The sequence below is a fragment of the Pseudarthrobacter sp. TE3704 genome (genome assembly GCF_056279405.1).
Map to the genome: position 1 here is coordinate 165,327 of NZ_JBWCCJ010000005.1, position 25,412 is coordinate 190,738.

34 protein-coding genes and 2 pseudogenes are annotated in these 25,412 nt (G+C 63.7%); 12 read left to right on the forward strand and 24 right to left on the reverse strand.

Going from position 1 to position 25,412, the window contains the following annotated elements; all coding sequences use genetic code 11:
- Positions 1-78 precede the first annotated feature (78 nt).
- A complete protein-coding gene (locus ACZ9BC_RS14955) occupies positions 79-1,254 on the forward strand; it encodes a serine hydrolase domain-containing protein (protein WP_476246627.1) in 1,176 nt (391 codons plus the stop codon).
- A 747-nt stretch (positions 1,255-2,001) separates the two neighbouring features.
- On the opposite strand, the gene ACZ9BC_RS14960 is transcribed toward ACZ9BC_RS14955, so the two are convergent.
- Positions 2,002-2,286 (reverse strand): hypothetical protein, encoded by a 285-nt coding sequence (locus tag ACZ9BC_RS14960; protein ID WP_476246628.1) that lies wholly within the window; start codon positions 2,284-2,286, stop codon positions 2,002-2,004.
- 649 nt (positions 2,287-2,935) lie between these two features.
- Here ACZ9BC_RS14960 and ACZ9BC_RS14965 point away from each other — a divergent pair.
- On the forward strand, positions 2,936-3,481 hold the full coding sequence (locus ACZ9BC_RS14965) for an AMIN-like domain-containing (lipo)protein (RefSeq protein WP_476246629.1): 546 nt from the start codon (positions 2,936-2,938) through the stop codon (positions 3,479-3,481).
- 146 nt (positions 3,482-3,627) lie between these two features.
- Here ACZ9BC_RS14965 and ACZ9BC_RS14970 read toward each other — a convergent pair whose 3' ends face one another.
- From ACZ9BC_RS14970 to ACZ9BC_RS14995, 6 genes and pseudogenes are all read right to left on the reverse strand, one after another.
- A complete protein-coding gene (locus ACZ9BC_RS14970) occupies positions 3,628-4,356 on the reverse strand; it encodes a PspA/IM30 family protein (protein WP_476246630.1) in 729 nt (242 codons plus the stop codon).
- Between the two features lie 98 nt (positions 4,357-4,454).
- Positions 4,455-5,090 (reverse strand): hypothetical protein, encoded by a 636-nt coding sequence (locus tag ACZ9BC_RS14975; RefSeq protein WP_476246631.1) that lies wholly within the window; start codon positions 5,088-5,090, stop codon positions 4,455-4,457.
- Positions 5,087-5,557 (reverse strand): hypothetical protein, encoded by a 471-nt coding sequence (locus ACZ9BC_RS14980; protein ID WP_476246632.1) that lies wholly within the window; start codon positions 5,555-5,557, stop codon positions 5,087-5,089. Before ACZ9BC_RS14980 ends, ACZ9BC_RS14975 begins: the two co-directional genes overlap by 4 nt.
- A 116-nt stretch (positions 5,558-5,673) precedes the next feature.
- Positions 5,674-6,030, reverse strand: a complete 357-nt coding sequence (locus tag ACZ9BC_RS14985; protein WP_476246633.1) for a hypothetical protein — start codon at positions 6,028-6,030, stop codon at positions 5,674-5,676.
- Positions 6,027-7,037, reverse strand: a complete 1,011-nt coding sequence (locus ACZ9BC_RS14990) for an ABC transporter permease (RefSeq protein ID WP_476246634.1) — start codon at positions 7,035-7,037, stop codon at positions 6,027-6,029. The genes ACZ9BC_RS14985 and ACZ9BC_RS14990 overlap by 4 nt, the downstream gene beginning before the upstream one ends.
- 228 nt (positions 7,038-7,265) lie before the next feature.
- Positions 7,266-8,191: pseudogene (locus ACZ9BC_RS14995) on the reverse strand (ABC transporter ATP-binding protein).
- A gap of 144 nt (positions 8,192-8,335) precedes the next feature.
- Here ACZ9BC_RS14995 and ACZ9BC_RS15000 point away from each other — a divergent pair.
- Complete coding sequence (locus tag ACZ9BC_RS15000; protein WP_476246635.1) at positions 8,336-8,545, forward strand: hypothetical protein; 210 nt, start codon at positions 8,336-8,338, stop codon at positions 8,543-8,545.
- A gap of 57 nt (positions 8,546-8,602) precedes the next feature.
- Here ACZ9BC_RS15000 and ACZ9BC_RS15005 read toward each other — a convergent pair whose 3' ends face one another.
- Both ACZ9BC_RS15005 and ACZ9BC_RS15010 read right to left on the reverse strand, forming a co-directional pair.
- Positions 8,603-8,941, reverse strand: a complete 339-nt coding sequence (locus ACZ9BC_RS15005) for a hypothetical protein (protein WP_476246636.1) — start codon at positions 8,939-8,941, stop codon at positions 8,603-8,605.
- Positions 8,942-8,973: 32 nt separating this feature from the next.
- The gene (locus tag ACZ9BC_RS15010) at positions 8,974-9,903 is read right to left on the reverse strand and encodes an endonuclease NucS domain-containing protein (RefSeq protein ID WP_476246637.1); all 930 of its coding nucleotides are present in this window, start codon (positions 9,901-9,903) and stop codon (positions 8,974-8,976) included.
- Positions 9,904-10,263: 360 nt separating this feature from the next.
- On the opposite strand from ACZ9BC_RS15010, the gene ACZ9BC_RS15015 reads away from it, so the two are divergent.
- From ACZ9BC_RS15015 to ACZ9BC_RS15030, 4 genes are all read left to right on the forward strand, one after another.
- Positions 10,264-10,695 (forward strand): LexA family protein, encoded by a 432-nt coding sequence (locus ACZ9BC_RS15015; RefSeq protein ID WP_476246638.1) that lies wholly within the window; start codon positions 10,264-10,266, stop codon positions 10,693-10,695.
- Positions 10,696-10,730: 35 nt separating this feature from the next.
- The gene (locus ACZ9BC_RS15020; protein WP_476246639.1) at positions 10,731-11,984 is read left to right on the forward strand and encodes a Y-family DNA polymerase; all 1,254 of its coding nucleotides are present in this window, start codon (positions 10,731-10,733) and stop codon (positions 11,982-11,984) included.
- Positions 11,985-12,021: 37 nt separating this feature from the next.
- Positions 12,022-12,333, forward strand: a complete 312-nt coding sequence (locus ACZ9BC_RS15025; RefSeq protein WP_476246640.1) for a hypothetical protein — start codon at positions 12,022-12,024, stop codon at positions 12,331-12,333.
- 276 nt (positions 12,334-12,609) lie between these two features.
- Positions 12,610-13,557: an ATP-dependent DNA ligase gene (locus ACZ9BC_RS15030; RefSeq protein WP_476246641.1), complete on the forward strand. Its 948-nt coding sequence runs from the start codon at positions 12,610-12,612 to the stop codon at positions 13,555-13,557.
- Here the strand turns inward: ACZ9BC_RS15030 and ACZ9BC_RS15035 are convergent.
- The 3 genes from ACZ9BC_RS15035 to ACZ9BC_RS15045 all read right to left on the reverse strand — a co-directional run bounded on the left by ACZ9BC_RS15035 (position 13,554) and on the right by ACZ9BC_RS15045 (position 14,987).
- Positions 13,554-13,700, reverse strand: coding sequence for a hypothetical protein (locus ACZ9BC_RS15035; protein WP_476246642.1), 147 nt, complete (start codon positions 13,698-13,700; stop codon positions 13,554-13,556). The genes ACZ9BC_RS15030 and ACZ9BC_RS15035 overlap by 4 nt on opposite strands.
- A gap of 9 nt (positions 13,701-13,709) precedes the next feature.
- Complete coding sequence (locus tag ACZ9BC_RS15040) at positions 13,710-14,171, reverse strand: SOS response-associated peptidase (RefSeq protein WP_476246643.1); 462 nt, start codon at positions 14,169-14,171, stop codon at positions 13,710-13,712.
- A gap of 156 nt (positions 14,172-14,327) precedes the next feature.
- Entirely contained in the window at positions 14,328-14,987 is a 660-nt protein-coding gene (locus ACZ9BC_RS15045) for a hypothetical protein (protein ID WP_476246644.1), read from the reverse strand.
- Between the two features lie 167 nt (positions 14,988-15,154).
- Here ACZ9BC_RS15045 and ACZ9BC_RS15050 point away from each other — a divergent pair, with 167 nt between their 5' ends.
- A complete protein-coding gene (locus ACZ9BC_RS15050) occupies positions 15,155-15,424 on the forward strand; it encodes a hypothetical protein (protein WP_476246645.1) in 270 nt (89 codons plus the stop codon).
- Positions 15,425-15,587: 163 nt separating this feature from the next.
- Here the strand turns inward: ACZ9BC_RS15050 and ACZ9BC_RS15055 are convergent, their stop codons facing one another.
- Positions 15,588-15,794: a hypothetical protein gene (locus ACZ9BC_RS15055; RefSeq protein ID WP_476246646.1), complete on the reverse strand. Its 207-nt coding sequence runs from the start codon at positions 15,792-15,794 to the stop codon at positions 15,588-15,590.
- Positions 15,791-16,252, reverse strand: a complete 462-nt coding sequence (locus ACZ9BC_RS15060; protein WP_476246647.1) for a GatB/YqeY domain-containing protein — start codon at positions 16,250-16,252, stop codon at positions 15,791-15,793. Before ACZ9BC_RS15060 ends, ACZ9BC_RS15055 begins: the two co-directional genes overlap by 4 nt.
- Before the next feature lie 124 nt (positions 16,253-16,376).
- Here ACZ9BC_RS15060 and ACZ9BC_RS15065 point away from each other — a divergent pair, with 124 nt between their 5' ends.
- The 3 genes from ACZ9BC_RS15065 to ACZ9BC_RS15075 all read left to right on the forward strand — a co-directional run bounded on the left by ACZ9BC_RS15065 (position 16,377) and on the right by ACZ9BC_RS15075 (position 18,143).
- Positions 16,377-16,844: a hypothetical protein gene (locus ACZ9BC_RS15065; RefSeq protein WP_476246648.1), complete on the forward strand. Its 468-nt coding sequence runs from the start codon at positions 16,377-16,379 to the stop codon at positions 16,842-16,844.
- A 10-nt stretch (positions 16,845-16,854) separates the two neighbouring features.
- Positions 16,855-17,097 (forward strand): hypothetical protein, encoded by a 243-nt coding sequence (locus ACZ9BC_RS15070; protein WP_476246649.1) that lies wholly within the window; start codon positions 16,855-16,857, stop codon positions 17,095-17,097.
- A 362-nt stretch (positions 17,098-17,459) separates the two neighbouring features.
- Complete coding sequence (locus ACZ9BC_RS15075) at positions 17,460-18,143, forward strand: hypothetical protein (protein ID WP_476246650.1); 684 nt, start codon at positions 17,460-17,462, stop codon at positions 18,141-18,143.
- On the opposite strand, the pseudogene thyA reads toward ACZ9BC_RS15075, so the two are convergent.
- A pseudogene (thyA, locus tag ACZ9BC_RS15080) lies at positions 18,140-18,463 on the reverse strand (thymidylate synthase); the annotation flags it as partial. The gene ACZ9BC_RS15075 and the pseudogene thyA sit on opposite strands and share 4 nt — an antisense overlap.
- Positions 18,464-18,631: 168 nt before the next feature.
- Here thyA and ACZ9BC_RS15085 point away from each other — a divergent pair.
- A complete protein-coding gene (locus ACZ9BC_RS15085; RefSeq protein WP_476246651.1) occupies positions 18,632-19,204 on the forward strand; it encodes a hypothetical protein in 573 nt (190 codons plus the stop codon).
- Positions 19,205-19,479: 275 nt separating this feature from the next.
- Here ACZ9BC_RS15085 and ACZ9BC_RS15090 read toward each other — a convergent pair whose 3' ends face one another.
- From ACZ9BC_RS15090 to pnuC, 9 genes are all read right to left on the reverse strand, one after another.
- The gene (locus ACZ9BC_RS15090) at positions 19,480-19,929 is read right to left on the reverse strand and encodes a hypothetical protein (RefSeq protein ID WP_476246652.1); all 450 of its coding nucleotides are present in this window, start codon (positions 19,927-19,929) and stop codon (positions 19,480-19,482) included.
- Positions 19,930-19,995: 66 nt separating this feature from the next.
- Complete coding sequence (locus ACZ9BC_RS15095) at positions 19,996-20,736, reverse strand: hypothetical protein (RefSeq protein ID WP_476246653.1); 741 nt, start codon at positions 20,734-20,736, stop codon at positions 19,996-19,998.
- Positions 20,729-21,487 carry a hypothetical protein gene (locus ACZ9BC_RS15100; RefSeq protein WP_476246654.1) on the reverse strand — a complete coding sequence of 253 codons (759 nt, stop codon included), beginning with the start codon at positions 21,485-21,487 and terminating at the stop codon, positions 20,729-20,731. The genes ACZ9BC_RS15095 and ACZ9BC_RS15100 overlap by 8 nt, the downstream gene beginning before the upstream one ends.
- Entirely contained in the window at positions 21,480-21,782 is a 303-nt protein-coding gene (locus ACZ9BC_RS15105; protein ID WP_476246655.1) for a hypothetical protein, read from the reverse strand. The genes ACZ9BC_RS15100 and ACZ9BC_RS15105 overlap by 8 nt, the downstream gene beginning before the upstream one ends.
- A gap of 224 nt (positions 21,783-22,006) precedes the next feature.
- Positions 22,007-22,159, reverse strand: a complete 153-nt coding sequence (locus ACZ9BC_RS15110; protein ID WP_476246656.1) for a hypothetical protein — start codon at positions 22,157-22,159, stop codon at positions 22,007-22,009.
- 241 nt (positions 22,160-22,400) lie between these two features.
- Positions 22,401-22,823: a hypothetical protein gene (locus ACZ9BC_RS15115; protein WP_476246657.1), complete on the reverse strand. Its 423-nt coding sequence runs from the start codon at positions 22,821-22,823 to the stop codon at positions 22,401-22,403.
- A gap of 27 nt (positions 22,824-22,850) precedes the next feature.
- The gene (locus ACZ9BC_RS15120; protein WP_476246658.1) at positions 22,851-23,600 is read right to left on the reverse strand and encodes an NUDIX hydrolase; all 750 of its coding nucleotides are present in this window, start codon (positions 23,598-23,600) and stop codon (positions 22,851-22,853) included.
- Positions 23,597-24,703 carry an AAA family ATPase gene (locus ACZ9BC_RS15125; protein WP_476246659.1) on the reverse strand — a complete coding sequence of 369 codons (1,107 nt, stop codon included), beginning with the start codon at positions 24,701-24,703 and terminating at the stop codon, positions 23,597-23,599. The genes ACZ9BC_RS15120 and ACZ9BC_RS15125 overlap by 4 nt, the downstream gene beginning before the upstream one ends.
- A 1-nt stretch (position 24,704) precedes the next feature.
- Positions 24,705-25,388, reverse strand: a complete 684-nt coding sequence (gene pnuC, locus ACZ9BC_RS15130) for a nicotinamide riboside transporter PnuC (RefSeq protein ID WP_476246660.1) — start codon at positions 25,386-25,388, stop codon at positions 24,705-24,707.
- Between the last annotated feature and the right edge of the window lie 24 nt (positions 25,389-25,412).

Below are 25,412 nucleotides of genomic sequence, written 5' to 3' on the forward strand. Positions count from 1 at the left end.
GGTGCCGCCGCAGGTCTGGCCGGATCCGGTGCCGCGGGCGGCCCCGGATCTGTCACGTCGTCCCGAGTGGATGCGGCAATGAGTACGAATCATCGCGTGTGGAGGCGGGTGGCCCTCGCAGTCGTCCTCTTGGTTTCTGGCTGCACCTCTTCCACCGATGAGCCCTCACCACCGCCGAGCTCACCGAATCCCTTCGCTTCCCTGGAGAATCAGGTCCAGCTATTCATGGACGAGGGCGCGGTAGCCGCCGTAGTCCAGATTCGCTGGCCCGAGGGCGAGTGGTCCAGGGCCTACGGTGTGCGTGATCTTGAGACTAAGGCCCCGGCGCAGCCAACGGACCGTGCTCAAGTCGCCAGCGTCACCAAGACGATGACGGCCGTGGCCGTGCTGAAGCTCGTGGACGACAACCTCATCGGCCTCGACGATCCCGTCAACGACGTTATCCCCGGATTCACGTCTTCACTCAAGCCACCAGTTCCGATCACTGTGAGGCAGCTGCTCAGCCATACATCCGGAATGCCCGACGTCAACGATGCCCTGCCGAAGGATGTTGACTTCCGCCCTGTGCTCGCCCAAACACTCACGATGGAGCGGGGCATGGAACTGGCAGGGACCCTCCCCTGGACCTCTGACGATGTCGGGTCATTCAAGTACTCGAACACCAACTATCTCGCACTCGGCCTCCTCATCCAGACGCTGCGGCACAAGCCCATCGTCCAAGTACTGCAGGAGGATGTCTTAGGCCCTCTCGGTTTGAAGAACACCAGCCTGAACCGTATTGACCCGCACGAAACCAGTATTCTGCACGGCTACGTCACCCTGCGCGGTGAACTAGTAGACACCACCGACAACACCTTCCTGGTCGGCAACCCGGCCGGGGGCGCTATATCGACGATGGCGGACCTGAACCTCCTCATGGCTGGAATCTTCCAGGGACGCGCGGTTTCAGCCTCGTCCCTGCGGGAAATGAAGACCAGCCCAGGCTTTCACCCGTACGGGCTGGGCGTGTGGGAGCATGCGGACGGATGCTCGAAAGACTCGCGGCACGAGGGCCGTGGCGGGTTCTGGGACTACCAGACCGTCGTCGTCAGCAGCGCGGACGGGCGGTACCAGGCCGCGATGACAGTCACCACGCCACCGATGCCCACGGAACTCGAAGACCCCTCCACCCAAGACAAGCGCGACTACCTGAACGACCGGATCGAGTCCACACTCAACGAAGCATTGGACCGCATCTGCAAGCCGGCCAACTAAAGGTGGTCAACGGCCCGCTGACGCAGCCCCTTACCCGAACCGCGATGCCTCATTTATTCCGCCTCACCAAGCGCTGAAGTTGCCGCCACCCCTGGTGTGTTCATCATCGTCCTTGCCGCACCGCCGACAGCGCCTGTACACATTTCCGTCTTCGGCGTGTTCGACATGCCATTCGTGCCGGATGTTTAGCTTGCACAGCAGGGCCTGGATCACGGCATCCTCCGATTCAAATCATGATGTTCTGTACCGCCCATGGTGGTCACCTACCACCACCGCCTTAGCGCCCAGTCGTTGGCTGCCCCGTCCCCTTCAGCGCCGTCCCTGCCGCAATGAAGGCAGCGTTTGTACAAGCCGCCGTCATCGTTGTGTTCGACGTGCCAGCGGTGATGGAGATTGAGCTTGCACAGCATTTTCGTGAGCATGACAATCTAGCGCCTAGTAGTAGTCGCGGGTATGGGGGTCTTCGGGGTGATCACCGCTAACCAGCCTTCCCGACCATCGGGCGCTGTGGGAATCTTCCTTCCCGCAGTGAATGCAGTGGCGACGAAACTCGCCGTCGTTCATTTGGGCAAGCCAGTGATGGCCGATGCCCCATCTGCAAAGCAGTTGTCGGATCATGGTGACGTCTTTTCTGGGGCTTGCCCAGCTGTCTTTTGGTTGTCCGCATAACGTGGCTGTAAGGCTAATCATGGCCTTTTGGAAGCACCAGGAGAAGAGGCAATCAGTAACGCTGAGACCAACTTGCGCCTACCCGTGAAGGGTGAAGAAGCTCTTCGGGTCGTCGGCGCCGAGCAGGTCGTGGTGGAAGGCGATGGCATCCACGGGCCGGGTATCGACGAACAGGACGGCGACCTCTCGGGAGTGGACCACGGTGTAGCGGGTCAGGTCTTCCACCCAGGAATGGATCCCGGTGTACTCCTCAACGAACAACCCGTCGCCGAGCAGGCCCCGCTGCTCGAGCAGGTCGTAGACAACATTCCAGGCGAGATCCATCAGTTCGTGGATCGCCGCCTCAACAGTTGGAGCCGTCATAGCTCCATGGTGCTCCCGGGCACCGACAGTCTTGCGGAGCCGGCGGGCGTGTCCTGCATGAAGCGACCGTGGGCCGATCCCCCAAGCGATGGCACCGGCCCACGGCGGTGACCCTCTCTGCTCGGGGCCACCATCACCTGCGACCGCAACATCGGTGCAACAGGTGGTTCTACGCTTCGAAGGAGGGCATAACACCAATGTCCCGAGGACTGTCTGCGGCAGTGATCCCGTGACGCTCCTAGAAGGCTGTGCGGCTGGCTGCTCAACCGCAGGTACGGACTAGATACCCACCCGCAGTGGCCAGAAACATCATCGTGCAGCCTCTTCTCCTGAGCGGGCCGAATTGCCGCTCCCAGAGGTGCACTTTCGCGTTGGGACTCAGGCTGCTTTTGTAGGGTGTTCCGGCCACGGCTAACGGGGAAGCGTTTTGTCCCGTCCCGGCGTTGTTACCAGCATTACGGCCGGGTGCGCGAAACGGCACCGAAACGGTTAAGATGGCCGGCAAATAGCCCCGGGATTTACTGGCGCGTGACCCGGATGCGGCCTTCCTTACGGTTGCACCCCGAAGCGGCAACAACCCTCGTTTCGGGCCTTGACGCTCCCTAGTCTTGAGCTATCCAGCCGCACCACCTCTCTGAATGGCACCCCAATGAAAAAACTCCTACTCCGGCTCACGGCGCTTCTGGCGGCCGTTGGACTGGGCATCGTGGCTCCGGGGCCCGCTACGGCAGCCTCCTATTGCGGGCTCGCATGGGGATCTCAGGCTAAGACCGCGCCCGAGATGAGCTCCGCCTCCGTCACCAACGTCCGGACAGGGCAGCAACCCTGCTTCGACCGGATGGTGGTCGACCTCAACGGCCCCGCGAAGGGCTACACAGTCCGGTACGTACCCGAGATCATCCAGGACGGCACCGGCTTCACGATACCGGTCTACGGCAACGCACGCCTGCAGGTCGTCGTAAACGCACCCTCCTACGACCAGAACGGCAACGTCACCTATAACCCGGCCGCCAAGGCCGAGCTGTCCAACGTGGCCGGCTACCAGACCTTCCGGCAAGTCGTCTATGCGAACAGTTTCGAAGGTTCCACCAGCATCGGTCTGGGTGTCCGTGCCCGGCTGCCCTTCCGGGTCTTCACCCTCGACGGGCCAGGGTCCGGTTCCCGGCTGATAGTGGACGTAGCCCACTCCTGGTAAAAATCGAGAAAGTGCCGCACCCCGCTGATTCGGGGCGCGGCACCTTTTTCTGTCCGGCGAGGCCGCTGCCTCCTGGGCATGCAACTGACGGCGGGACACCGGAGGCCCTGGATGAGTGATCGTCCAGGGCCTCCGGGTTATACGTCCTAGTAGTCGATGGCCTTCCGGTCGATGGACTTGAGTGCGGCGAGCCGTGCTTCCACTTCAGTCTGCTCGCCGAGGTCTTCCAGGGAGGCGAACTGGGCGTCCAGGGATGAGGCTGCCAGCTCCTGCTGGCCGCGGACGGTGGCCTCCTGGCGGCGGATGTTCTCCTCGTACCGTCCGATTGCCGAGGTAGGGTCTCCGGCGTCGATTGCTTTGAGGGCATCGTGGACCTGGGACTGTGTCGCGGCGACCCGGGAGCGGTTGACCAGCTCGTTGCGCTTGGCGGTCAACTCGTGCAGCTTGCCCTTCATCTGGTCCAGCCCGCCCTTGAGCTTGTCGACGACCTCGTTCTGCGCGGCCAGGCCCGGTTCCTGGGCTTTGGCGGTGGATTCGGCGGTCATCTGCCGCTGAAGAGCGAGCCTGGCGAGGGCATCAAACTTGTCGGCGTCCACGCTGTTCCCGGCGCCTCGGAACTCGTCCGCTTTGCGGGACGCGGCGATGGCCTTGTTGCCCCAACTGTTGGCGTCGTTCACGGCCCGGGCGTGGTCGTCCTCGGCCATCCGGAGGTTGCCGATGGTCTGGGCCACGGCGGCCTCGGCTTCGCGGATGTTCTCCGAATAGTCCCTGACCATCTGGTCCAGCATCTTCTGCGGGTCCTCCGCGGAGTCCAGGAGGGCGTTCAGGTTGGCCTTGGCGAGCTGGGCAACGCGGGCGAAAATACTCTGCTTCACGGGGGTCTTTCTCTGGATGGTGGGTTCAAATTTTATGTGTACGGCAAGGCCGGTGGCCAGAATCAAGAGAAGACATCGGCTTCACCCGCTCCCCGCACTCAAAGCGGCCCGTAGGCGGCGTTGCCGTATGTGTCCTGCCAGGTAGCCAGGTCGTCCTGCACGGTCTTCCGCAGATCGGGGTCAGCGCCGATCCGCCGGCGGAAGGACGTCCGCGACCGGCCCAGCACGATCGAGGGGACCAGGATGCAGGCTCCGAGGAGGGCCACGATGAGCAGGTACGCGCCGATCAGCGCACCGGTCGTGCCGCGTTCTGAGGCGGCGGGGAGGGCCGTTGCCAGGGCTGCGCCGGTGAGGCCGGCGAAGACGGCCATGGTTGTGATGCCGCCGCGGGCGCCGCCGGGCCCGCGGGTGATGAGTGCTTTGTCGGTGTCCGGCAGCCGGGTGCGGACGCGCTTCCAGGCGAGCAGACCCACTGCGGCCAGGGTGGCGCCGATCAGGCCGAGGACGATCACCCAGGCTGGGTTTCCGGACAGGGTAGCGCCGTAGGCGCCGGTCAGGGCCAGGACGGGTCCGCCGCTGATGGCACTGCTCCAGCCGGCTGCCAGAGTTCCCTGGGCATCAGCGAGCTGCCGGAGCCGCGAGGGTGCCTCGGGTGGGCTGACCTTCGCCAGCTCCGGTGACAGCCAATAGTCAAGGGGGCGCGTTGGGTGTATCGCTTCGGGCAACTGGTTCACTTCAGGCCTCCTTCCTGGCTGACCAGCACGGTCTCGGTCCCGCAGGTCAGCGTCAACCCGCCTGCGCTATCCAGCCGGCAGTTCTGGTCTTTCACCCGTGGCCATGTGGAGATGTCGGGGGTGCTCTGGACCCTCTTGTAGTGGAGCTCGTCGTGCTGGGTGTAGATGTCGACAATATCGCCGTCGAAGCCATCCTGGGTGACGAGCACGGACTGACCGTCCGCGGCAACGATCTTCACGGTGTCACCAATCCCGAACGCGCCAAGGGCTGCGAAGAGAAACATCAGGCAGAAGAACGGGACGGCGGCAGCGGCTGCTACCCCGGTGGTCCACCCGATGATGCGTCGGGGCACTTTCCGGGGAATGCGGCCTATCAGTGCTGGGATCAGGAGCGACAGCCCGGCGGCGCCGGACAGGAAGGCCACAATCAGGAACCAGGAGGCGATGGAATCCGCAGGAATGCCCATGTAGAGGAGCAGCCCCTCCCGGGCGGCTGCCCTGTATGCCCCATAAAGGGCATGGCACGCCCAGGAAAACAGAGCCGTTGCGATGAGGAGGCCGATCCCCCAAATTTCCCGTCGCTTCACAGGCTGTTGGAAAGATCGGAAACCTGGCTGTCAGCCCTGGTACGGGCGTCCTCTATCGTCTGTATCACCCCAGCGCGAATGACCTCCAGTAGCGCGAGGGCAAGCAGCACCAGCATGGTCTCCAGCGCGAGTATGAACTCGAAGACCCCGCCGAGGGAGTCTTCCTTCCATTCCGGAGGGACGGAGTTGCTCGAGTGGACGGCTCCGAGGAAGAACACCAGGGCGGCCACCACCAGCCCACCGAACAGGACCCATCGGCTGCAGCGGTAGGCCCGGTGTCCCGCTGCGCCCAGGGCAGCGTGGACCAGCCACAAGCCGCCAGCGATAACTGGCAGCACGATGAAGGGGCTCACCTCGCGGCGAGTTCTTTGCGGCGGAAGGTCCCGGCGATGGAGAGCTTCTTGCCGTATTCGATGGATCCGTACCGGAAGAGGTGGACGGCGAGGCGGAGGATCAGGAGCCCGACGATGAACAGCTCTGTAATGACGATGGTGGCCTCGACGCCGGAGAGCGTCCCGAAGCCGTTGCGCAGCATGGCGGTGACCGGGGCGGTCAGCGGGAAGTACGTGAAGACCTGCACGATCAGGGATTTCGGGTCGGAGATGATCAGGCTGTAGGCGTAGAAGGGGATAAACATCGCGGCCATCAGCGGACCGAAGATGGTGCCGGCCTCTTTGGCGGTGGGCATGATTGCACCGATGGCGACGAGGACGCCGGTGAAGAGGGTGAACCCGCTCAGGAGCAGCAGGGCACCGATGATGAGGGGCCCTGGCTCAAACACCAGGATGGACAGGTCCATGTCCGGCAGGGCCAGGGAGTCGCGGAAGAACAGGTAGCCGGCGGCGACCGGGGCCAGGAAGACGAGCATCTGGACGAGCCCGACGGCGAACAGGGAGATGATTTTTCCGGTGATGAGCGTGGTCGGGTTCAGGGTCGTCAGGATCATCTCGGTGACCCGGTTCTCCTTCTCCTCCAGGGTGGAGTTCAGCATCTGGTTGGAGAGCAGAATCATCGAGATGTAGAAGACCACCAGGAACAGCATCGGCGGGATGACCGAGCCGAAACCTCCGGAGGGTTTGCCGTCCCGGTACGTCTCGGATTCGAAGGCCACTCCCCCGCTCAGGGCCGCGGTCAGCTGCGGGTTGCCGACCTGGGCCTGGGCGGCGGCGTTGAGCAGCTGCTTGGCCACGGCCTCGTACTTGCCGTTCTCAAACACCCCTTTGTCGGTGCCGTAGACCTTCACCGGCTCGGTGGCCGGGTCTTTCGGGTAGGCGAAGTACGCCTCGGAGCTGCCGTCCTTGACCGCGGCCAGGGCAGCATCCGTGTCGCCAGCGGATTTCCCGCCGGCGGCCTGGGCCATTTGAGGCGGGGATGCCGGAGGCGTCCGTGTACGTAAAGGCAATCGTGGAGTTCTTCTGCGCGTCGGCGCTGGCCTCGGTGCTGGAGTTGGACGCGAAGATCAGGGCGAAGACGACCACCAGGACAATGGGGATCGCGAGGGTGGCGACCACGAAGCCCTTCTTCTTGATGGTGCGCATGAATTCGAACCCGATGACGGTGCCCAGGTTGTGCTGTGTGAATGCCATTGCTAGACCTCTGCCATCTGCTGTTCGCCGTACACCTGAATGAAGATCTCCTCGAGGGAGACCCGTGCCGTGGTGAAGGACCGCACCGCAACGCCGGCCTCGACCAGATCGCGGAGGACTCCCGCCTCGGTGGCCCCAACCCGCATGCCAGTTCAGCCCGGCCGCCAATGTCGGTGACGGCGTCATAGAGCCCGGACGCGGGCAGGATGCCTTCGTAGCTGACCTTGTAGACGGTGCCGCCGAACTGCTCCTGGACGTCCTCGACTGTCCCGTACGCGCGGGCGGTTCCGTCCTTGAGCAGGATGACCCGGTCGCAGAGCCGCTCCACTTCCTCCATTTGGTGGGTGACCATGATGACGGTTGCTCCGGCCAGCTTCTGCTCCTCGATGATGTCCACCAGCAGGCGCCGGTTCACCGGGTCGAAGCCCTTGGTCGGCTCGTCCAGGATCAGCAGCTCGGGGTCGTTCATGATGGTCACCCCCAGCTGGACCTTCTGCTGCTGGCCGCCGGAGAGCTTGTCCAGCCGGACGGTGGCTTTGTCCGCCAGCCCGACCCGCTCCAAATAGTCCTGTGACCAGGACTTGGCGTTGGTTTTGGATAGGCCTTTGAGCCGGCCGAAGTAGACCATGACGTCCAGGACGGCTTCCTTCTTGTACAGGCCCCGCTCCTCGGGCAGGTAGCCGAGGCGTGCCCCGTCCCGGGGCTCGAAGACCTTCCCGCCAATGTGGAGCGTCCCGGCGGTCGGCTGATAGATGCCCAGCAGCGCCCGCAGTGTCGTGGTCTTTCCGGATCCGTTACTGCCCAGGAACCCGAAGGTCTCCCCGGCCCGGACATCGAAGGACAGGTCCTTGATGACCGTCTTGTCCCCGAAATCCATTCGAAAGTCTTTGATGTGCACAAGCGGCTCCGCCGCGTCCCCCAACGTCATCCTGCCAGCCTAGCTGTCGCCCGGAATGCTTCTTGCCTGTAGACATGCGTAGGGTGCCGGCCAGCGGCCAATGCGAACCAAGTTTTGAGACAGCAGATACGCTGAAGACCAATCCAATTTGGGGGACGAATGCAAGACTCGCGCATGGGGGCTTTCCTGCTCGGGCTGGGGATGCTGCCCATCGGGTGGGTGCTCTTCGAGGTCCTTGGCGGGCGGTCAAGCCAAGAGCAGTACCGTAGCGATGAGGACCTCTACACGCTGCTCTCACTGGTTGGTGTGCTGATCCTGGCAGTCGGGCTCGTCTGTATCCTCGTCAGTATCTACGAGTGGATCAGGGAAAGAATCAGCAGGTGATAGCCGCCCCTACCCCTTGAGCATTTCGAGGTGCTGGTCCCGCCGGGCAATTATGCATCACCCTTGAAATTGGCCCTTGGACCGGGTGAACAGGGCAGCGAGCATAGCCCCGAAGAAGGATACTGTGAGGATGGCCAAGATCGCCAAGGCCGGGTTCGTCCACGCCGGCACCAAGTCGTACTCGGCGTTGCACTTGGTGGTCAGCGGGAACAGCTGGAGCTGCTCATGTGCGTTTTGGCTGCGGTACTCATGGTCGTACGCCTGACCAGCCTGACCGCACGCCTCGCCGACGTCGAGTCCGCTGGCGGCAAGGCCTTGGACGAAGACCAGGAACGCCAGGAACGCCGAAAGCGCGCTCAGCTTCAGCCAGAACCCGGCCGGTTTCGGCTTCTGCAACCTTTCAAACCCCCGCATCACCTGAGCTACCCCTACACCGACTCCAGGTGGAATTCGACCCGGTACTTCATGAATCGGATGTTCCGTGCCATGGACAGTGCCCGCCGGATCCGCAGGTCATCTTCCTGGGCGATGATGACCCCTTCGACGCTCTGGCCGGGTTCGAGCAGCGCCTCGTTGACGAAACCCATATACCGCTGAATTTGTCCGACCACGGCATCGCTTGCACGACCCCGCTTCAGCTCCACCACGAGCAGCCGGGACCGGTCCTTGCTGATGGCCAGGATGTCCATCGGTCCTGTGTCCGTGGGGTACTGCTGCCCAACCGGCTGGCCGTCCTCGGTGTAGATGTCGTACTCGCGCCCCAGCGACGTACTCGCCCAGTTGTGGACCAGGAAGTCCTCGAGCTGCTTTTCCATCTGGAAGGCCAGCTGTTCCTGCACCTCGGCCGAGATTGTTTTCACGACGGGCTGTGCCGGGTCGGCCAGCTGCGTGAGCGTGGCCAGCTCGCTGGTGTGTGCCTCCAGTTGGAACACCGTCATCGGCACGCCAGCCGTGGAGGCCAGGGTCGGGCTCATGTCGTCCCGGTTGATCGAGCCCTTCCAGTCCACCGGGCGCCTGTGTGGCAGCTCCGTACCGGGATGGTACTCGTATCCGCCGGTGACGATCCCGTACTGGTAGGTCCGGTCCGGCTTCGGGGCCAGGACCAGGTCGCCGTCGGCGATGCCCTCGCTGGCGGCCCAGAGGTTGCCCATGGCCAGGCCCGCGGCGACCTTCGTCTTCTCCGGGTACATGCCCAGGTACACGCTGTTCATCGCGCCGCGGAACACCTCCGCTCCCCCTCCCAGGTGCGGCCGGATGTCGTAATCCCCGATGAAGTCAACGCCCAGGTATCCGGCCTGAACCATCTCTTCGGCAAACTGGCCGCCGCGGCCCTGTCGGACCACCCATGCTGTCGTCATTGTTCTCCCGACGTTTCGACCGCTGCTTGGCGGCATTGAAGTCATTCTTTCCGAAATGAGTTGCTACCCTCTGAAGTCCGGTTCCCGCCTGCCCCTTTGCAAGATTTTTGTAGCTTATGCTCGCTTCACCGCCGGAGACACGGCAGTGAAGAGTTTGCGCCTCTTATCAACAAAGCCCGCAGTCCCCATTTTTCCGCACCACGCGCTAGAGGGTCCCATAGACAGGGTCTCAGGCCGGTCTGGTGCCGTGACTGGCGTGTGACCGTCCCGGGTTTGTTTGCCAAAAACCGATGAGACGCGGATGTCTGTGCACCGGAGTACACTGATTAACTCGAACATATATTCGATTGAAGGTGTGTCGTGAGCATTATTGTCGGTCCCCGCGTGATAGATGCGGGGGTTTCCTTGTTGTCGGTGCTGGTCTCTCCGGTGCCAGTTGCGGCGGGCTTCCCGTCGCCGGCGCAGGACTACTTCGATGGCCGGATCGACCTAAACGCGCACCTGATCAACGACATCACCAGCACCTATGTAGTGCGGGTGTCCGGGGAGTCCATGGAAGGTGCCGGGATCAGCGACGGGGACGAGCTAATCGTGAACCGGGCGCTGGAACCACATGACGGATGTGTGGTGGTCGCGGTCCTGGATGGGGAGCTGACGATCAAGCGGCTGCGGATCACCCCGAAAGGGGTGGTGCTGCAGGCGCAAAACCCGGCGTACCCGGACATCGAGGTCCCGGCACTGTCGGACCTGACCATCTGGGGCGTAGCGACCAGGTGTCTGCATCATGTCTAAGCCGGCGCTGATGCGGCACATGCCAGATCGCGCACGTGGACGTGAACTGCTTCTACGCCTCCGCGGAACGGGCGTTCGACCCTTCCCTGGAAGGCAAACCCGTGATCGTGCTGTCCAACAACGACGGCTGCGCGGTCACCCGCTCCCCCGAAGCCAAAGCCCTAGGCATCGGCATGGGCGACCCCTGGTTCAAGCTCGCACCGCGGGCCAAGGAGTGGGGTCTCGTTGCTCTGTCCAGCAACTACGAACTCTATGGCGACATCAGCACCCGGGTGATGGAGCTGCTGGGCCGGTACTCGGCCTGGCTGGAGGTCTACAGCATCGACGAGGCCTTCCTCGGTATCAAAGGCACCCCGGCCGAGCTGGCTGTGATGGGCCGGTCGATGAAGGCCGCCGTCCGGCGGCACGTCGGGGTGCCGGCCTGCGTCGGGATCGCACCGACGAAGACGCTGGCGAAGCTGGCGAACAAGTGGGCGAAGAACAACAAGGCCTTCGCCGGCGTGTGCCACTGGGACTCCGTCCCCGCCGCGGAGCGGGAGGCCCTGCTGGGCCGGCTGTCCGTTGAGGAAGTGTGGGGCATCGCAGGCCGACTAACTAGGCGGCTGAACGTGATGGGCATCTTCACCATCGCCGACCTGGTCCGGGCCGACCCGGTCGCGATCCGGGACAAGTTCTCGGTCGTGATGATGCGCACCGTCCTGGAACTGCAGGGCACCCCCTGTATCCCTATGGAAGAGGAACGGATCGGGCGGGACCAGCTGATCTTCTCCCGCTCGTTCGCCAAACCCATCACCACGGCCGCAGGGATCCGGCAGGTCATGAGCGTCTACGGGCAGCAGGCCTCGGCGCGGCTGGCCAAACACGGGCTGCAGGCCAAGGTCCTGACCGCGTTCGCCGGCACCTCGCACTTCAACCCCAACGACACCTCCTACCCCTCGGTCTGCGTGCCGTTGCCGATGCCCACGGCCGACCCGGTAATCCTGACCAAAGCCGGCCACGCGCTCCTGCCCCGGATCGTCGAGGGCGTCCGGTACGCCCGTGCCGGGATCATGGTCACCGACCTGCGCCCCACCGGCAACCAGGCCCCGCTGTCACTGTTCGAAAACCCGCACGAGGAACGCCACATCGGAACCCTCTTGGAGGACGTCACCCGAAGGTACGGGCGCGGGTCCATCGGCCTGGGCCACGGAGGGATCCGGGGCGGGCCGGACTGGACCATGAAACGCGACATGCTCTCCCCCAGATACACCACCCACTGGGACGAACTCCCCCTCGTCAAAGCCGCCTAATTCATCAAAACCCAGCACCACCAAGGAACGAACTCTCATGAGCGTCACCACAGAAGCCCCCACCCTTAACGCGTCGGTGGACGTCCGCTGCACCGCCGCAGGCATTCCCCTGGCCGTCCGCTACGACGGGCGCATCTGGGTCGTTGCTGAAGAACCTGTCCACTGGTTTACCAGGGACTCCTGGTGGGAAACCCGAAGGAACGTGCCCGTAGGAGTCGGGAATGTCGTGGACATCGAACACTGGCGGGTACAGGTCCGTTACACGTCGGACTCGCCGCTGCGGACCTTTGAACTGCGCCGTGATCCCCTCTCCGAGAGGTGGCTGCTGGAGTCCATCACCGAAATCTGACGTCCACCTTCCCAAGCAGAGCGGCTGCGGGCAGGGACCCGGCTGTTAAATTCCGAAGGCCCCGATTGCTCGGGGCCTTCTAACCAGCGGCCGAAGCCAACTGGGGGTGTGGCACTATCCTCTCAACAAGCGGCCCCGCCCTTGGTAATCACTGGTATCCGCCGGCCCGGCTGTGCGTAGTCTGAGGCTATGGGACCGACAATCCACTCTGGGGCGGGGCTGCCGGCAGGCCTTGCACCTCCAGTACAAGTCGCACTCGCACGGGCCATCACTAAAATGCCACGCGGTGACGGAGCCCACGGAGCGCTTCTGTTTGAACCCAAATGGGACGGGTACAGATGTGTTGCAGTCAGGGATGACCACGGCGCCACCCTGTGGTCCCGGCAAGGGAAGGAATTGACCGGGTGCTTCCCTGAACTCTGCTCAGCGGTCGCTGCGGCCGTCCCACCGGGATGTGTGATCGACGGCGAAGCCGTGATCTGGAGCCAGGGCAGGCTGAACTTCGACGCCCTGCAGCAGCGCCTGGGTGCTGGAACAAAAATCCTGCCCGGGCTGGTCATGGCAGCGCCAGCCAACTATGTTGCCTTCGATGTCCTGGCCGTGGCCGGGCACGACGCAAGGGACCTGCCGCTGAGCGACCGGCGTGCGCTCCTGGAAGAACTCGCGACGGGCTGGCAACCGCCGCTGTCCCTCTCCCCCACCACCACTGACCGCAGCCTGGCGGAACAGTGGCTCGAAGAGCTGCCCCATACCGGGATCGAAGGGCTGGTCATTAAAAGCCTGAACCAGCCATACATGCCCGGCGTCCGTTCCTGGTTGAAGCTCAAGCACAGGGAAACCCTGGACATCATCTGCGGCGCCGTGATCGGGCCGATCACCCAACCCTCCGAGGTCGTCGCCGGCCTGATCCTGGACGGCGAGCTGCGAATCGTCGGACGCTCCACGCCACTGAAAACAAGGGAAAGCCGGGAACTGGCCCGTTGGCTACAACCGCCGAAGGATCAGCATCCTTGGCCGGTCACTGTGAAAGGTACGGCCCTGGACAGGTTCAACCGGGACAAGGAACCCGTGGCGTTGACGCTCGTGGAACCGGTGGTTGTTGAGGTCTCCGCCGACGCCGCATGGTCCGGGAGGTCCTTCCGACATTCCCTGCGGATCCTCAGGGCCAGGCCGGAGCTAACCCCTGCCGATGTCGTCCTGCCCGACCGGCTTCAGGCGAATTAGCGATCCGCGCGGATCACTATGAGATTCTGGCCCTCTTCCAGAAGCGCGTAGAGGTTTTCCCGTGCTTCTTCGTAGGTGTCGCCTTCATCCTCGATGTGGTTGTAGCTGCCGTCCGGCTTAGTGATGGTGCCGGTGAGTCTCACTGCACGAGCCTATTTCTCCGCAGGTTCGGCGGGCTCGATGAGCTCCGGCCCATTGTTCCGCACACTGTTGACCCAAGGGCTGACAATCCGCGGTGTCAGGGTCGGTTCCGGCAGGGAGTCCAGCAGGTGCTGGATGCCGTCCTTGTCGGTCAGGTCGGGGTCCAACCATTCAGCGAAACGGTCCCGCGGGATGATGACCGGAGAACGGTCATGGACGTGCCCCAGCGCGTCCTGTGTCGTCGTAGTGAGCACCGTGCAGCTGAGCAGCCACCTTTCAGGATCATCCTCAGGCAGGGATGGGTCTGCCCACCACTCATACAGTCCGGCGAAGCCCTGCAACGGTTCCTTCTCGGAGTACAGGTAGTTCGGGATCTTCTTCCCGTCCTCGGTCTTCTGCCACTCAAAATAACCTACGGCGGGGACGATGGCACGGCGCTTTACAGCAGCCTTCCGGAAGGAAGGCTTCTCCAAGATGGATTCGCTGCGGGCGTTGATCAGTTTGGATCTCGGTCAGGGGTGCGATGAGTTCGGGGCGGATGGGCGCAGGCGCTTTGGTCTTCTTGGGCATGTTTTCTATGTGTGCGGAGGCGCCCGTTCACGCACGCGTTGCCGGCTGTCCGGCCCTCCTTAGTCTTCCAAAACCTTGAGCCATGCATCTGCACCGGGACGACTGAGCTTGAACTTCGCGCCCGAAGTGAGCTTGCTAGGACCAAAGTAGGCAGCGAAGGTAGCGATGACGTCATCCCTGTTGTTCTCGATGCCCGCAACCGTGACGTTGATGATTCCCCCAATGAGGGCAAGGAGTGCTCCAGCCCTTGGGTCAACCCCGGCGGCGGCCTTGATGAGGTCGGCGTTGGTCGCCAGTCCGGAGATGGCTTTGAGGACCTCGGCGGTGGCCTTCGCGTTATCGCTGTCGGCGACCATTAGCACGAGTGCCAGGAAGTCGTGGACCGGCGGCAGGACCAAGGGCGCCCCATCTGCGTTGCCGAAGGTGACGTTGGTGCCGGGTGCGACCTTGGGAAGTGAGAAAATTTTCGGATCAACCACCTCCAACCCCCAAGGAATCTTTACGGGTTTCAAAGTGCTGTCCACGGCGATTCCGAACAGGTAGGGCTCCGCCATATACTGCCACCCAGACCACTCCTGGATGTCGTAGAGGCGGTACCTGGTGATGGCCAGACCCGGAAGTGCGGCCTCCACCAAAGGGGGGTGCTTGAGGTCCTCAATAGCGTCTTCCAGCGTCAGGTCTTCAAGGCTAAGCTCTGTCGCTGCAACTTGATCCGTCACTGTCGTCTCCTGTCTGCGTGGTGTGACAGGGCCATTGTGCGCGTGTCGAAGGGAGTTCTCCAGAGTCTTAGGCCCCTTTGTTCGCGCTGCCCGAGAGAGTACCAAATGCCGGGCACCGGACTCCCCCTAAGGAGAGCTTTAGGGTGCCTTCCGCACACGTTAGAGGCATGAGCAAAGACACTGTATTGGCACCGGAAGACTTCGTCATCACGACCGGCGATGAACCGGCCGACTGGCCTGAGAAGTTCGCCCCTGGGACGATGGCGAAGGTCGTCACCCACGGCGAGGGTCTTTGGGCGAAGATCACCGCGGACCACGGCGAGACCATTCAGGCGACCATGGCCAACAACCCTTTCGGAGGCTTCGCTGCCTTCGGAGACCCAGTCAAATACCGGCGAGAAAACGTCCGCGACATTCTCCCGCCGACGTACGGCTAGCCGACAACCCAACGACTAAGGCATGCACAGTGGTTGCTGTGCGGGCCTTTTGCCTGACAGGAGTTGCTAATCCTACGGCTGCGCGAGCCTGGCCTTGATGGCCTGGATCAGTGGGGTCGACTCCAGCCAGTCGTAAGGTTCGGCAAAGTATCCGAAGCCAGCGTCATCCACACCAAGCCCAGGACAGGCGCCTGCCATTGTCCAGGGCATACAGGTACTCGGCCCGATCGATGCAATAGGGCAGTACGTTCGCAAGGTAGTCCTTGGACATGTCAACCAACTGGCGCTCCCGCCCCGCGGCATCGATCCAGTGCTGGTCCTGGAGGAATGTCTCGGCCCGGATCTCTCCGCCCTGCCTCACTTCGGTCATGCCAACCGGGCCTTCACTATCTCGCTGACTGCTTTGCCGTCGAAGCGGCCGGCGATCTTGGGCGTCACGGACTTCATGACGACACCCATGGAGCGCAGCGACAGTTCGGCGCCGTCAGCCTTCAGGCCAGTGATGACCTCATCGACGATGGCTTGGGCTTCCTCGCGGGTGAGGGCCTTGGGCAGGTAGGCCTCGATGACTTCCGCTTCGGCGATCTCCGCGTGGGCCCGGTCGGTGTGACCGGCAGCTTCGTAGGTGGCTGCGGTGTCGCGGCGCTTGGCGGCTTCCTTCTGCAGCAAAGAGGTGACCTGGAGGTCGTCGAGCTCGACGGGGGTCTTGCCGGACTTCTCCTTCGTTTCGATCTCGCCAAGGACGTTGCGGACGGTGGTCAGGGCGACCTTGTTGCCGGCCTTCATATGGACGACGACGTCGCCCTTGAGCTGTTCCTTCAGGGACATGGTTCTGCCTCATTCTTCGTTAGGGTGAGGGCTATGTGTGCGGCGGCGCCGCGGGGTTTCACCGGAGCCTGCGACAGGAGCTTACTGGCCCCGCACACATAGAGTCGGGAAGGGAAGGGACCGCATGATTTTCTACAGCGAGCAGGAGCGGCGCAATGATGCCGTGTACGCCGAGCACAAGAAGGCCGTCGCTGCCGGTGAGAATCGAGTCTTGCGGACGACCAGCACCGGAGAGCTGCACAGCTACCCCGGCGATGAAATCGGGTTTACGCCCGGCCGCGGCCAGGCCCAGGTCAGCACATGGTGGGGCATGGCCATTGTCTGCTCCGTCCTGGGACTGCTGTTCCTCGGGTCACTGGTCATGTTGACCGTGACCCTGATGCAGGGGCGCGGAGAGTGGGGCGCGCTGTTTCCCATCCTTCTGGGAGCTTTCGGCACCCTGTACACCTTCGGATTGTCCCGTGACGAATACCGGGGCACCAAGCTCCGCAACCTGCGGGGCTCGCCGAAGCCGGGCACCTCCGGCCGCGTTGACGTCAACCTTCTGGAACTGGGCCAGGAACGTCCCGACCGGCCCGGCACACCTCGATAGGAATCGACCCATGTTTCACCAGGACAAGCAGTTCCGCCGGCCCGACGGCACCCTCTACGACTCAAGCAGCTTCAATGTGCGCCAGTTCGAGGAGCAGTACGGGCCCGGCGGGGTGCCGGAGGGATGGTCGATGGCTGCCACCACGCCCATCCAGAGCCCGGGGCTGATCACTGCCCTCGCATTCTTCACCACGGTCATGTCCCTCGGCATGCTGGTGCTAGGGGTCTGGGCCATACGGGCCGTGAAGAGTTGACCACCATCCTCCTGGGGTTCGGTGTCAGTGCGGGCGGACTGCTGATGTCGGTGCAGGCCTTCAAAACCGCTTCCAGGCGCCGGCGCTGGCTGCGGGCTCAGCGAAGCAACGCAGGGCAAGAGCACTGATGGAGTATCTGATCGGCTTTGGCTGCCTTGTGGTCTTCATGGTGGCGCTGCGGCTGCTGAACGCCCACTTGGCAACGCAAGCACCGCCGGACCAAGCCGCCGCGGCATCAGGGTGAGCCCAAGTCCCAGCGCGGCCGGGTTTACAAGGATCCGCCCTCCACGAACCACAATGCGGACCCATACAGCGGATGGCACTAGCCGGATGCAACTGCCGGCTCGGATAAGCTCATCGGCATGACGGGAACGACGAGCATTGCTGATTCGCCTGCGGAGCGGGCGGCTAAGGCATCCCGAGCGCTGTACAAGCAGGAGGACTTCGTCCGAAGCCTGGAAGGTCTCAGCGATGACGAACTCCGGGAACTGATGAGCGAAACCGTGACGTTGGAGAAGGCGGCCATGAAGGCGTGGTTGGAATCCGGCGACTGCTACATCATCTCCCTGGCCGGCAAGGTCCATCTGCCCACGTGCGACAGCATGCGCCGGTTCATCGACCGGGACTCTGCCTGGTTTACGAACTTCCGCTTCCCAGGTCGCCTGCTGGGGGACGGCCCGGACGAAGACCCCATCCCGGTCTGGCCTATCCTGCGGACCCGAGCACAGATTGAAAGCCTGTCCAAGCGAACCGCCTGCCCGCTGTGTGCATTGGACCTGGACTTTCTGGACAAGCCGGCAAGGACCATAGCCTGGACGTACCTCTCGGCCGCCAGTCTGAATTCCAAACACTTCGGCACCGAATTCCGCTTCGCGGACGGGCCGCTCCTCGGCGCGCTCATCAGGATCTCGACCGTGGAAACCATCGACGGCCTCGACTTCAGGGCTGACTTCGAGCACGCAGAAGTCCCCGTCAGCGATCCGGACACCAGGTTGATGTACCGGACCGGGACGAGGGCCTTGGCCAACGCTTCGAAGACGTCCTAAACCGCGACGGGGGCTTCGATCTTCGGATGCGGGTCGTAACCGATGATCTCGAAGTCTTCGACCCGGTAGTCAAAGATGCTGACGGGCTTCCGGGTGATCTTCAGCTGCGGGTAGGGCCGCGGTTCACGGGAGAGCTGCAGCTCCACCTGCTCGATGTGGTTCTCGTAGATGTGGGCGTCGCCGAAGCTGTGGATGAATTCCCCTACGTCGAGTCCGACCTGCTGGGCGACCATGTGCGTGAGGATCGCGTAGGAGGCGATATTGAAGGGAACACCCAGGAAGAGGTCTCCCGAGCGCTGGTAGAGCTGGCAGTTCAGCTTCCAGGGATTGCGCTGCGGCGGCGATATGGAAATGCTCATTCCGACGGGTACACGCCCTGGGTCGTTGACGGGTCGGTGGCCTAAGCGGATACTCCACGTATGGGCACCAGGCGAAGCGTGTCGCATCCCGGCAGCGACTCGGGCAGCAGCACTAGAGGGTCAGGGCGGTTGGCGCTGGCCGTCTCCCTCGCTAGCATTCTTGCAGTAGTCATTGGCCTAGCTGCCTGGCTGTTTCCCCGTTCGGCGCCTGCCCCGCCGCCATCTGATCCGGTTGCAGAATGTCGAAAGCAGCATCCAGATGCGGACGGAAAGCCAGTCCGCATAGGAGATAACCAGCCGCAGAATTACCTCATTCAAGGCTGTGGGTCCACCGGCCTACCTGGCATCGCAGATGACGGCCTCTGGAAGGCAGAGCTCAAGATCTACGGCATTCCCAACACCGCGCTGGTAGATCTTTACACCCACGTGGAAGTATTTCAGACGGAGTGTGCAGCCTTGGGCCTTGACTACCTCTATGCGAACCAAGGCATCACCTCTCATACCCGCATGGTTATCCAAAATGGACAGACGGTGTCCGGCCACGATGGCAGACCGGAGAACATTTTCCAGACGGGCGTACCTTCAGAAGCCGAAGGGATGTCGCTTTCACAAGATCGGCTGGTAGTACTCAACAACGGCAGGAACCAGCTGGACAGCGTCAGTTGCGAACCGCTGTCCGCTCTTACCCGCGCTGAGAGATAGTCGGGCGTGCGGCCGTACTTCTGTTGTGCCATATGGACAGGATTCGAACCTACTACCTCCTCGTGGGGTTGGTGCTCTTCCAAATGAGCTACCGAGGCATGTGGTGTGCGGATCAGCACGGTGGCAGCACCGAACCTCTGCTCCGGGCTGGGCACCACTACGGTCCTGTGTCCGGCTTTCCGTGGCACCATCCACCACGACCGGCCAGTATGCTTCCCGGGAGCCCTGGTCGGACGGCTTCCCTCGGTCGGGCTTATGCCTGGTCATGCAAGCTTCTATGCAGCAACTGCCGCCACGGCCGCCAGCCGGGCTTTCTCCTCGGCTTCCGCGGCCAGGTGGAGCTGGTAGCAGGCCTCCATGGATTCCTCCGTGGTCTGGGCTTTGCCATCCCGAAGGTCGCGGAGGAACGCAAGAACACGCTGCTTCGGGGTCGCCTGCGGGTAGGACGGGTTCTCGCCGTCGTTGATCGGGTAGATCCGGTAGGTCGTGGACCAGATGTCCTCGAAGGTGTGCCACAGGGCGCTACCCTCGGTGTCGTTGGCTCCCATGTTGAACAGGTGCCCGAAGAAGCAGTTGGTGGTGCCGTCCTTGGAACGGACGGTTTTCACCCGCCAGGACGCCTCCGCGGTGGCCTCCATGTAGGCGATGACCCCGTCGATGGTGGCCAGCTGTTCCCTTGCCCAGCGGGCAGCGCGGAGGTTTTCGGCTCTTTCCTTTGCGTCCATGGAGCCCATGCGTGCGGTGGCCCCCGACCTCGTCACCAGCCGGCGGTCAGGGCCACGCACTGGCCCTCACTGCTGGGCGGTTGGTCGCCCCTTCCGCCAGTACAGGACCGCACCCGTCACAACGAGCACACCGAGGACGCCTGCGATGAACCCACCGGCGGTGGTTTCCGCATCGGATGTCGGCACACCGTCAAGGGCGCCACTGGAAGGGGTTGCAGCAGGTGCAGCGTCTTCCTGGGCTGTAGGCGCCTGCTCCGCAGTGGCGCCGGCCGTCTCTCCGGCGACAGGCTTTGCTTCTACTGGGGCCTCGGCCTCGGCTGCGGGCGCTTCGGCGACGGCTTTAGCCGGGGCAGCTTGAGTGCCGGGGACTGGTTGGCCAACGGGCGGCACCACGGCGGTCACTTCGCGTTGCGGTTCCGCGAAATTCTTCGGGGCGACGTATTGGCCCACGGCAGGCGCTGCCGTGACAGCAATGGGAGCTGGCGCAGCGGGGGCAGGAGCCTGGACCGGAGCCTGGACCGGGGGAACGTACGGGGCTGCAGGCGCCGGAGCCTGCGGCACAGGCATGGGCCCACCGCCTCCGCCGACAACAATGGTGCCCGCTGCGCCTGGGACGGCGGACCCTCCCCCGCCGCCGACAACATCTCCCCCGCCGCCGGCAACACCGCCATCGCTGTTGGGGACACATATGGTGACCCCGTTGATAACCGTGTTCGTGCAGGAGGCCTGGGCGGACCCTACCGAACCGAGTGACAGAGCTGCGAACAGGACGACGCCGGCAACAGCCTCAGAAGTCCGCCTACGCACGGTCACCTCCTGTCCGGCGGCCGGCCCGGCGTGGTCGGATGATGAACAGGTAGGCGGCCGCCGCGAGCCCAGTGATCAGAAGCCCGGCTGTGGACAGGACTAGGACGAGCCCGGTTGGTGCTTCGGCTGATGCCGATGCGGTGTCCACCTTGATCGCGATCCGCGCGGCGCTCTCGGAAGCCGTCGCTGACGAGCTAGGTGATGGTGTGGCCGATCCGGATGCTGTCGCAATGGCCGCCGCCGTCTCAACGGTCGACTCTGCTACTACTTCCGCTGGTGCGCCAGCTGGAACCCCAGCCTCGGCCGCGGGCATTTGCCCGGCAGGTGGCTGGTCGACGGCAGGCGCACCAGCAACATCGGCGCGAGCCGGAGCCCGGACCACTCCCGGTGCTGGCACCTGGGCAGCCGGGGCGACCGGCTCGATGTTCAGCTGCACGTTTGCCGGGGCAGGTGCGGGCGCAGGGGCTGCGGGCGCTGCAGGAGCCGGGACGACAACGGGAGCAGGAGCGGGTGCGGGTGCCACAGCCGGCGGGGCGGCCGGAGCAGGAGCAGCAGGCGGAGTGTAGATGCCGCCTCCTCCCCCGACACTGCCTGTGCCAGGAGCCACTCCACCGGAGCCATCGTCGTAGCAGTCAGTGGCTCCATTGGGCGCCGTATAGCAGACCTGTGCGGCCGGGGCGGGGGTGGCCAGGAGCAGCGGTCCGCTGAGAACCGCGAGCATGACGGCTGATGCGCGGAGCTGTCTATGCACGTGAGCCTCCCATGCTCCGGCGGCCGAGCTGTCGGGGGCGCAGGACAAAGATGTAGGCGGTCGCAGCGGCACCGGCGATCAGGATGCCACCGACGACGATTCCGATGATGACAGCCGGGGACAGCCTTCCGGAGGACGAAGCGCTCTCAGCACGAATGACGGTGGGAGCGGCGGACTCAGTGGCTTTCGCCGACGGTGCGGCTGAAGACGTTGCTGAGGGGGTAGTTGTCGGCGCTCCGGTGCCACCATCTGCTGCCGGTGTTGCGACGCCTGCCGGGACGTCGGCCTTGGGCACCGCACCGCTCTCAGATTGCGTTTGCTGGGCAACCGTTCCGGCAGGAGCCTGGGCCTGAGCGGCAACGGGAGCAGCGGCGGCTGGTGCCTGGCCGACAAGAGGAGCTTGGGGCCGGGCGGCGGGGGCCTGCGGCTGCGCATTGTGCTGGGCAGCAGGGGCCGGAGCCGCCGGTGCTGGAGCGGGAGCTGCAGGCGCTGGGACATAAGCCGGGGGCGGAGCCGGAGCTACGATTGGAGGTGCTGGAGCTGGGGCAGGCGGTGGAGGCGGAACTGCGCCAGGGGACGTCCCCCCACCTCCGCCAACGTTGCCGACTCCTCCGTTGTTGCCTCCGCCTGTGCCGGGGCCGGTGCCGTCGTCATGGCAGACCACTTGGCCATTACCGGCAGTCCAGCACACCTCTTTGGCGTGAGCAGGCGCGGCCAGGAGCAGTGGTCCGGCAAGGATGGCGAGGCATAGTCCGGCCCCTGTGTTGATGCGCATTGTTCCCCCATGTGTTCGCCGGAAGTTGACCGGCTAGGGATAGCGTATCCGAGCCTCGCCATTTCCATATGTGCTGGTCAGACGGTTACAGGGGGCAAGCTCACCAGCGCATCAACCCATGTCGAGCAACGGGGCACCTCAGCCAAAAAATCCGCCAGCTTCAAGAAGTGCTTTGGCAAATGTCCATTGTCCGACTACACAGCCGAGAATCAATACGGGGGCAAGGACATAGTATGCAGCACGCGAAGCCTTTCCCATGTGATGAGCATCAGGCTTGGCTCCCGAGCGCCACAGAAGAAACAGCATGATCAGAGCTGGGAGCATCGCAATCGGCATCGGTATGCCAGTTCCGCTCCTATTGAACTTCCCGTCATACGGCATTCTCGTTTCCAACGGAACGTTCACGAAGACAAAAACGGCAATCACCGCACAGGCAAAGAATGCGAGGACGCATAATTGTGTTTTGAGTTTTACCGCACGCCTACCCAGGCGCAGGTCCTCCTCAGTCAGCTCTTTAGGACGCCCTGTGTTTGAGCCAGCGTCCGGATTCTTCTCTACCATGGTTGCTCTCCCTCGACTCCTTTGAACTCAGGCTGCACGGGGTTTGGCCAGGGGTGGGTGGATTGGCCGGTCGGTGGCCGTGAACAGGGCTGCCGGCGCGCCGATTCCTGCTTTTCGAGTCTTCTTTCCGGTGTCTTCCAGTTGGGGTGTCATCTTGCGGGTGAAATTCCCGGGGGCCAATGGGACATTCCAGACCGCCTCGTACACCGTGCGCAGCTGCGTCATGGTGAACTCGTCGGGCAACAGTCGGGCGGACATCATGGTGTATTCCATCTTGCCGGCCAGCCGGTCCAGGCCGTCGCGGAGGATGGTGGCGTGATCGAACGCCAGTTCATTGGTGCGGAGGGTGTCGTGGACGGGATGCCAGGCGGCGGCTGCGGCGTCGGTGCCGGCAGAGATCTCGGGCAGCGACTGTCCGTCGGTGGCGAGCAGGACCAGGTGGGCGACGGAGACAACCCGCATGCGGGGGTCCCGGTCCGGGGCGGTGTAGGTGGCGAGCTGTTCGACGTGGACCGGCAGCTGCCCGAGATCCAGGCCTGTCTCCTCGGCAAGCTCACGGTAGGCGGCCTGCTCGGCTGATTCCTGAGGCCCGACGAAGCCGCCGGGCAGAGCCAGAGCGTCCTTGAACGGGTGGCCGCCCCTGCGGACCAGGGCCGCGTTCAGCACTCCCCCGGTCACGGCGAAGACCACCAGGTCCGAGGTCAGCGCGATGGAAGGGTAGTCCTTGGGCTGGTAGGACTCGAGGAAGTCCTTCTCGGCCTTCGCTTCAGGCGTCATGCCGTTGCTCCTTCCAGGACGGTGCGGGTGGCCCAGGGCGGGGAGGTGAAGTCGGCCCTCTGGGCGAGGATCAGGTCGATGATCTCGACGGCGGTCTTCATCCGGCGGTCGTGGTCACCACTGACCAGTATCCATGAGTGGCCTTCCTCCGTCAGGGTCTCCTTGAACCATTCGGTCATTTCGGCCCGGCGGTGTTCGCCTTCGCGCCAGCCGTCGTCTTCGAAGTCGACGCCCTCATGGTCAGTGATCAGGTACAGGTCCCGGCGAGGCAGGTTGTCCATGGCGTGGTAGGAGCCGTAGCTGCGCTCCCCCACGTAGAACCGCTCCCAGAGAGTGGTGGCCAGGGTATCGGTGTCAGCGATAACCAGTGGGCAGACATCGGCAGCAGCGTTCTCGAGCTCGTTCTGCCGGGCTGCGATGCGGCTGAAATCCTGTGCGGTCCATTCCATCTCTGCCAGCACTGCGTCCGGCTTCTCGGCGCGCAGTGCGTCGAACTTCTCGTAGGTGTAGTCGCGGCCGTACTCCGGGACGTCGGCCAGCTTCGGGAAGCGGGGCCGGTAGTGCTCCATGAGCGCCTTGGTGAGCGTGGTGGTGCCGGTGGATTCGGCGCCGACGATGATGATCCGGGTGGCCAGCTCCTGCCGGGCCGGGCTGATGATGTAGGGCCAAGCCGCACCGAGGTCGTCCCGGCAGAGCGTGCCGCTAATCGGGTAGGTGGTCCGGGACAGGTCCACGAGGACGTGCTCGGCGCCGAAGTAGGCAGCCAGCTGGGTGCCGTATTCCTCCGAGCTGAAGACCGCGTCGACCTTCGCGATGCCGTGGGTTTTCAGGGCAAGGCGCATGAGCTCGTTCTGGGCTTTCCAGATCTCGTCGGAGTGGTAGTCCTCGGGGCAGTCATTGCGCATGGCGATGACCTGGACGTTGGTGTCCTCGAACTCGGCTGCCAGCCACTTGGCGCGCTCGGCGACCGTGACGGATTCGAAGCGGTTGCCCAGGACGAGGACTGCGACCTTTTCGGACTGTGCGGCGGCGGAGGCGATCAGGTGGGCGTGGCCTGCGTGAGGCGGGTAGAACTTGCCGATGACCATGGACTGCTTGTACATCTCAGGCTCCTGCCGTGACGGTCGCGGGGGTGGTCGGTGTCGCGAGGCTGCGGGTGCGCTTCCAGTCGATGAGGCCGTAGATGCACAGGGCAAGGAAGCCGACGTAGAGGATGGCGGTGAGCGTCAGGCCGCGGCTGAAGTACAGCGGTATGGATACGACGTCGATGAGGATCCAGACGTACCAGTGCTGGAAGATCTTCTTGGCCTGGCCGTACGTGGCCACCAGGGACGCGGTCAGGACGAAGGCGTCGGGCCAGGGAACTTCGGAGTCGGTGCCGTGGGTGAGGACCATTGCGACGGCGGCCGTGCCGGCCAGGGTGGCGGCGATGCCCACGAGGATCTCATTGCGACCGGCGTCCCGGATGGGCAGGTCGTTCTTGCTGTCGGTGCTGGCCTTGCCGCGAAGCCAGTTGTACCAGCCGTAGACGGCGACGGCGGCGAAGATGACCTGCAGGACGGTCTCGCCGTAGAGGCCGGCGCCCAGGAACAGGATGATGAACGCGAGATTGTTCAGGATGCCGATGGGCCAGTTCCACAGCTTCTGCTTGGCGACCCCGTAGACGCAGGCCGCTCCGGTCACGAAGCCGATGATCTCGATCCAGCTCACTGGAGCGCCGAGGAGGTTGGGGATAGCTGCGGAGTTCATCCAGTCGAGCAGGGCTGTCATCGTCGTTCCGATCTTCATTATTATCACTCTGACAATTACAAG

Excerpts from the sequence above, each read along its gene's own strand:
- ACZ9BC_RS14955 (WP_476246627.1), top strand. The coding sequence starts at position 79 with ATGAGTACGAATCATCGCGTGTGGAGGCGGGTGGCCCTCGCAGTCGTC.
- ACZ9BC_RS14960 (WP_476246628.1), bottom strand. The coding sequence starts at position 2,286 with ATGACGGCTCCAACTGTTGAGGCGGCGATCCACGAACTGATGGATCTC.
- ACZ9BC_RS14965 (WP_476246629.1), top strand. The coding sequence starts at position 2,936 with ATGAAAAAACTCCTACTCCGGCTCACGGCGCTTCTGGCGGCCGTTGGA.
- ACZ9BC_RS14980 (WP_476246632.1), bottom strand. The coding sequence starts at position 5,557 with ATGGGCATTCCTGCGGATTCCATCGCCTCCTGGTTCCTGATTGTGGCC.
- ACZ9BC_RS14990 (WP_476246634.1), bottom strand. The coding sequence starts at position 7,037 with ATGGCCCAGGCCGCCGGCGGGAAATCCGCTGGCGACACGGATGCTGCC.
- ACZ9BC_RS15000 (WP_476246635.1), top strand. The coding sequence starts at position 8,336 with ATGGGGGCTTTCCTGCTCGGGCTGGGGATGCTGCCCATCGGGTGGGTG.
- ACZ9BC_RS15010 (WP_476246637.1), bottom strand. The coding sequence starts at position 9,903 with ATGACGACAGCATGGGTGGTCCGACAGGGCCGCGGCGGCCAGTTTGCC.
- ACZ9BC_RS15025 (WP_476246640.1), top strand. The coding sequence starts at position 12,022 with ATGAGCGTCACCACAGAAGCCCCCACCCTTAACGCGTCGGTGGACGTC.
- ACZ9BC_RS15030 (WP_476246641.1), top strand. The coding sequence starts at position 12,610 with ATGCCACGCGGTGACGGAGCCCACGGAGCGCTTCTGTTTGAACCCAAA.
- ACZ9BC_RS15050 (WP_476246645.1), top strand. The coding sequence starts at position 15,155 with ATGAGCAAAGACACTGTATTGGCACCGGAAGACTTCGTCATCACGACC.
- ACZ9BC_RS15055 (WP_476246646.1), bottom strand. The coding sequence starts at position 15,794 with ATGACCGAAGTGAGGCAGGGCGGAGAGATCCGGGCCGAGACATTCCTC.
- ACZ9BC_RS15060 (WP_476246647.1), bottom strand. The coding sequence starts at position 16,252 with ATGTCCCTGAAGGAACAGCTCAAGGGCGACGTCGTCGTCCATATGAAG.
- ACZ9BC_RS15065 (WP_476246648.1), top strand. The coding sequence starts at position 16,377 with ATGATTTTCTACAGCGAGCAGGAGCGGCGCAATGATGCCGTGTACGCC.
- ACZ9BC_RS15070 (WP_476246649.1), top strand. The coding sequence starts at position 16,855 with ATGTTTCACCAGGACAAGCAGTTCCGCCGGCCCGACGGCACCCTCTAC.
- ACZ9BC_RS15075 (WP_476246650.1), top strand. The coding sequence starts at position 17,460 with ATGACGGGAACGACGAGCATTGCTGATTCGCCTGCGGAGCGGGCGGCT.
- ACZ9BC_RS15090 (WP_476246652.1), bottom strand. The coding sequence starts at position 19,929 with ATGGACGCAAAGGAAAGAGCCGAAAACCTCCGCGCTGCCCGCTGGGCA.
- ACZ9BC_RS15110 (WP_476246656.1), bottom strand. The coding sequence starts at position 22,159 with ATGGCCAAGTGGTCTGCCATGACGACGGCACCGGCCCCGGCACAGGCG.
- ACZ9BC_RS15115 (WP_476246657.1), bottom strand. The coding sequence starts at position 22,823 with ATGGTAGAGAAGAATCCGGACGCTGGCTCAAACACAGGGCGTCCTAAA.
- ACZ9BC_RS15120 (WP_476246658.1), bottom strand. The coding sequence starts at position 23,600 with ATGACGCCTGAAGCGAAGGCCGAGAAGGACTTCCTCGAGTCCTACCAG.
- ACZ9BC_RS15125 (WP_476246659.1), bottom strand. The coding sequence starts at position 24,703 with ATGTACAAGCAGTCCATGGTCATCGGCAAGTTCTACCCGCCTCACGCA.
- pnuC (WP_476246660.1), bottom strand. The coding sequence starts at position 25,388 with ATGAAGATCGGAACGACGATGACAGCCCTGCTCGACTGGATGAACTCC.